This is a genomic window from Desulfovibrio sp. SGI.169 (genome assembly GCF_050313595.1).
GTDB lineage: Bacteria > Desulfobacterota > Desulfovibrionia > Desulfovibrionales > Desulfovibrionaceae > Desulfovibrio.
Genome location: NZ_JBNPLS010000061.1, coordinates 1 through 4,340 on the forward strand (window position 1 = coordinate 1; position 4,340 = coordinate 4,340).

General features: G+C 34.5%; 4 protein-coding genes and 1 pseudogene. All 5 read left to right on the forward strand.

Annotated elements, in window-relative coordinates:
* Nucleotides 1-469 (forward strand): annotated as a pseudogene (locus ACQRA4_RS13600) (hypothetical protein); the annotation flags it as partial.
* A gap of 27 nt (nucleotides 470-496) precedes the next feature.
* Nucleotides 497-1,498, forward strand: a complete 1,002-nt coding sequence (locus ACQRA4_RS13605; protein ID WP_427823594.1) for an NAD(P)H-dependent glycerol-3-phosphate dehydrogenase — start codon at nucleotides 497-499, stop codon at nucleotides 1,496-1,498.
* 38 nt (nucleotides 1,499-1,536) lie between these two features.
* Nucleotides 1,537-2,736 (forward strand): MFS transporter, encoded by a 1,200-nt coding sequence (locus ACQRA4_RS13610; protein WP_427823595.1) that lies wholly within the window; start codon nucleotides 1,537-1,539, stop codon nucleotides 2,734-2,736.
* Nucleotides 2,737-2,740: 4 nt separating this feature from the next.
* The gene (gene apgM / locus ACQRA4_RS13615; RefSeq protein WP_427823596.1) at nucleotides 2,741-3,985 is read left to right on the forward strand and encodes a 2,3-bisphosphoglycerate-independent phosphoglycerate mutase; all 1,245 of its coding nucleotides are present in this window, start codon (nucleotides 2,741-2,743) and stop codon (nucleotides 3,983-3,985) included.
* Between the two features lie 147 nt (nucleotides 3,986-4,132).
* Nucleotides 4,133-4,340, forward strand: a 208-nt coding sequence (locus tag ACQRA4_RS13620) for a class I SAM-dependent methyltransferase (RefSeq protein ID WP_427823597.1), incomplete at its 3' end; no start/stop codon positions are given.

Below are 4,340 nucleotides of genomic sequence, written 5' to 3' on the forward strand. Positions count from 1 at the left end.
TGGACAGATTCCTGCCGAAAATGGTCTTGCTAAACTAGTGGGGGCAAATTTTTCCTACTCAAGGCAAGGGAATGCTCCAGATGAAGTATATTTCCCTCAGGCCGCTGAAGAATTTTTATCAGTCAATACTGATGTTGCTTTCATTCATTTAAAAGGTCCTGACGAACCTGGACACGACTCAAATCCTATAGCGAAAGTAGATGCAATCGAAAAAATTGATAAATTTTTTCTTCCTATCGTCTTGAACAATATGAAGAAAGATGACTACTTAATCATAACTTGTGATCACGCTACACCGTGTGATGTGGGAACACATACTTCTGATAAGGTTCCACTTGCCATAATGGGACCTAATGTTCCTGTAGATACGACAAAATTTTTTAATGAAGACCAAGCAGCATTGGGAGGTCTTACCATCACAAATGCAATTGAAATTCTGCCTTTTGTAAAAAAATTGTCCAACAGTTAATGTTAAATTTCAAGTGAGGATACAGTCATGAATATAGCGATTGTAGGCGGGGGTAGCTGGGGGACAGCACTTGCTAATACTTGGGCAACTGCTGGGCATAATGTTATTATTTTGACAAGGCGTACAGAGTGCGCTCAAGAGATAAATATTCATCATACTAATAATCGCTATCTACCAAATATTAATTTGAATGAAAATATACAAGCAACAGTAGATAAAAGGGAAGCATTCGAAAATGCAGAGGTAATTTCATTATCTGTTCCTGCACAGTATATGGCGGTATCAATACATAATATACGTGAATATATTAAAGATGGTTCCATCATTTTATGCACTAGTAAAGGCATTGAAACTTTGAATAGAAGATTCATGCATGAAGTAGTATATAGTGAATTTGGTACAAAATCAATAAAGTATGCAGTTATTTCTGGGCCATCATTTGCTCCAGATGTCGCTGCTGGAAAGCCAGCCGCTGTAGTAATTGCATCAAATTATAAAGAACTATGTGAAAAATTACGTGACTCTTTATCAACAAATTCTTTTCGAATTTATTCTTCAACGGACGTTATTGGTGTAGAATGCGCAGGAGCAATCAAAACTATAATGGCTCTTGCAGCTGGAATTTCTGACGGATTGGCTTTGGGAGAAAGTGCTAGGGCTGGTCTAATTACTCGTGGCCTAGCAGAAATGACACGTTTCGGTGTTGCCTTTGGAGCAAGTTTTTCCACTTTTATTGGATTAGCTGGTGCCGGAGATCTGATGGTTAGCTGTACGGCAGGAATGTCTCGAAATCGACGTGTAGGAATTGCTTTAGCTCATGGGAATAGTATAGAAGAGGCTCTATCGTCAGTAGATCAGATAGCCGAAGGGTTTAAGACAGTCGAAGCTGTAGTAGCGTTGGCAAAACAAAAAAATATCAAAATGCCAATTGCAAATGCTGTTTATGATATTATTAAAAATCCGAAGGATGCAAGAATAATCGCTGACAGGCTATTATCTCGTCCATTAACAGATGAATATATTATATAGTTTTACTATGTGATAATGTTTTTTCAGGAGGAGATGTGATGTTATCAAAAAAGAGATATTTCATCCTTAATTTGTGTCATATCATGAATGACGGCTTTTTTGATGCCATCCCTGTACTATTGACATTTGTGGTTTTAGCATATGGACTAGGTGAAAAAGAGATTGGGATCGTGGTTTCGTGCGGTACTGCATTGAGTACTATTGCAGGATTGAGTACCATTTATTTATCAAAATATTTAAGTCCGTTGAAGATACTTTCGTTACTGATAGCAATCGGTGGAATAGGCTTTTTGGGGGCTGCTTTTTCTTCTAGCTTTTTGCTTGCTGGAATATGTTTTGCTGTTGTGATGATTGGCTATTATATATTTCATAATGTATGTTTTTCATACCTAACCACTTATACGGAAAGAAAAAAACTTGGCCGTATATTAAGCGATTTTACAGCAATTGGTGATATCGGCAGAATACCTTTTGTTGCGATTTCTGGATATCTATCCGCTCTAACTATCTTAAATATTGCTGGGTGGCAGTTTGTTTGTTTTGTTTTTGGTATAATTGGAGTACTTTCAGCTATATTGTTATTTTATTTTTCCGCGGACGATAAAGTCAAACACACCAGTGGTGATAAGAAGAACATTTCTACAATACCGCCATTTAAAATATTAAAGAATAAAGCTGTTTTTTTATCCATTTTAGCTAGTGCACTTAATGCTTTCAGTAATGAAAAAATATTTACTTTTTTGCCTGTTCTTATACTTTCTAAGGGATTTGATCCAGCAATAATTGGTACTTTTACAATAGGTTTTACAGTAGGCTCCTTTTTGGGCAAAGTCGCATGTGGGAGACTATTAGATAAATATGGTCCAAAATCTGTGTTCATTGTAGCTGAGAGTATACTATCAATATTTCTCTTTTTAATTATTTATTTAAATTCATTGACATTTATAATTGTTATTGCATTTCTCATAGGTATTTTGACGAAAGGAACGGTGCCGGTTATACAAGCAATTATAACTATTCCATTCCAAAATGTTGGCAAATATGATGAAATCTTCTCCATTGATTCATTTGTAAGAGGCATTACGAATATATTAACTCCACTGTTATTTGGTATTTTGTCATCTTTGTTTAATATTAATTTTGTCTATATTATTATGGCAATAATATCTTTTGTTTCGATTCTCCCTATATTGTATTTTGATAATTCATCAAGAATAAATACAATGGAGAGAGGTTAATGGGATGAAATGTATATATATCATAATGGACGGTGTGGGCGATTTACCTTCTTCAAAGTTAGATGGACTAACCCCTCTTCAAGCCGCAAAGAAACCCAACATTGATTCTTTAGCAAATGCTGGGGTGACAGGATTAATGGATGTTTATTCTCCTGGAATTCCTGTAGGAACAGATATTGGTCATATATGTCTTTTTGGATATGATGCCCAGAAAGTATATTCAGGAAGGGGACCAATTGAAGCCATAGGAGCGGGGTTATCTCTATCCCCTGGAGACATTGCTTTCAGAGGAAATTTTGCAACAATCGATGAAAATGGGATCTTGATTGATAAACGTGCGGGCAGAATCAATAAAAAAACAGATCAACTAATTGCTGATTTGTCTAAAATACAGTTAAAAAATGGAATTAAGTTTACGATTAAGCAAGCAACAGAGCATCGTTTTGTAGTTATATTTCATGGAATAAAAAATTTCCCCACAATTGCAGATGCGTATCCTGGACATAAATGTAAATTGCCGTGTAAATTTCCTTGGTCTTTTGCTCTTGATAATGATTCTAAATCATCTGATTTTGCTTTTACTATAAATGAATTCATTAGAAATGCTACAAAAATATTGGCTAATCATAACGTCAATACTGAAAGAATGAATAAAAATTTGCTACCTGCTAATACAATACTTCTCAGAGGTGGTGGACAATTCCGTGAATTTGAAAAATTCTCAGATAAATTTTATGGAGTTAGTGCAGGTATAGTTGCCGCAGAAGATACTGTACTCGGATTAGCAAAGATGGCGTCAATAGAGTCTATAAAACGAAAGGGGATGACTGGTGGTTATGATACAAACTACAATATTAAAGCTCAATCTTGTATAGAGCTTTTAAAAACTAAGGATTTGGTATTTTTACATGTGAAAGCTACAGATTTAGCGAGTCATGATAAGCTACCGATGAAGAAAAAAGAAATAATTGAACATATAGATTTAATGATTAAAGTCATTTGTGATAATATAGACGCTTCAAATACTATGATTGCAATTGCTTCAGATCACTCAACTCCATGTTTATATGGAGAACATACTGCTGATCCTGTTCCAATTCTTTTATCTGGACCGAACTTAAGAAAAGATATAACAAAATCTTATGATGAAATAAGTGCGATGTCAGGCGGATTAGGGCGTATTAAAGGAAAGGATTTTATCAGGATACTACTTTCTTCAGGAAATTTTATCCCTAAGTATGGAGACTGATTGTATGTTTCAGCATCGCACAAACTTGAGTGGAAATAAATACAAGGGGATAAATGCAGGTTTTTTTATAATTTACGTACATTTTTTTGGGGAATAAATTTTTACAAAAAGGCTATTCTTGATATTGATATTTTACCTTCTATGAAGGTGCTTGATATAGGGTGTGGAACAGGAAATCTTGCTTTAAATATAAATCGCATGTATAATCCAAATTTTATAGTATGTTATGATTCATCAATTGAGCAAATTAAATATGCACGCAAAAGAAATGTACATTTCAATTCAAATATATCATTTGTTCTGGCTTCAATGACTGATCCATGTTTTAAAAATTCAGTTTTTGATTTGGTATTTT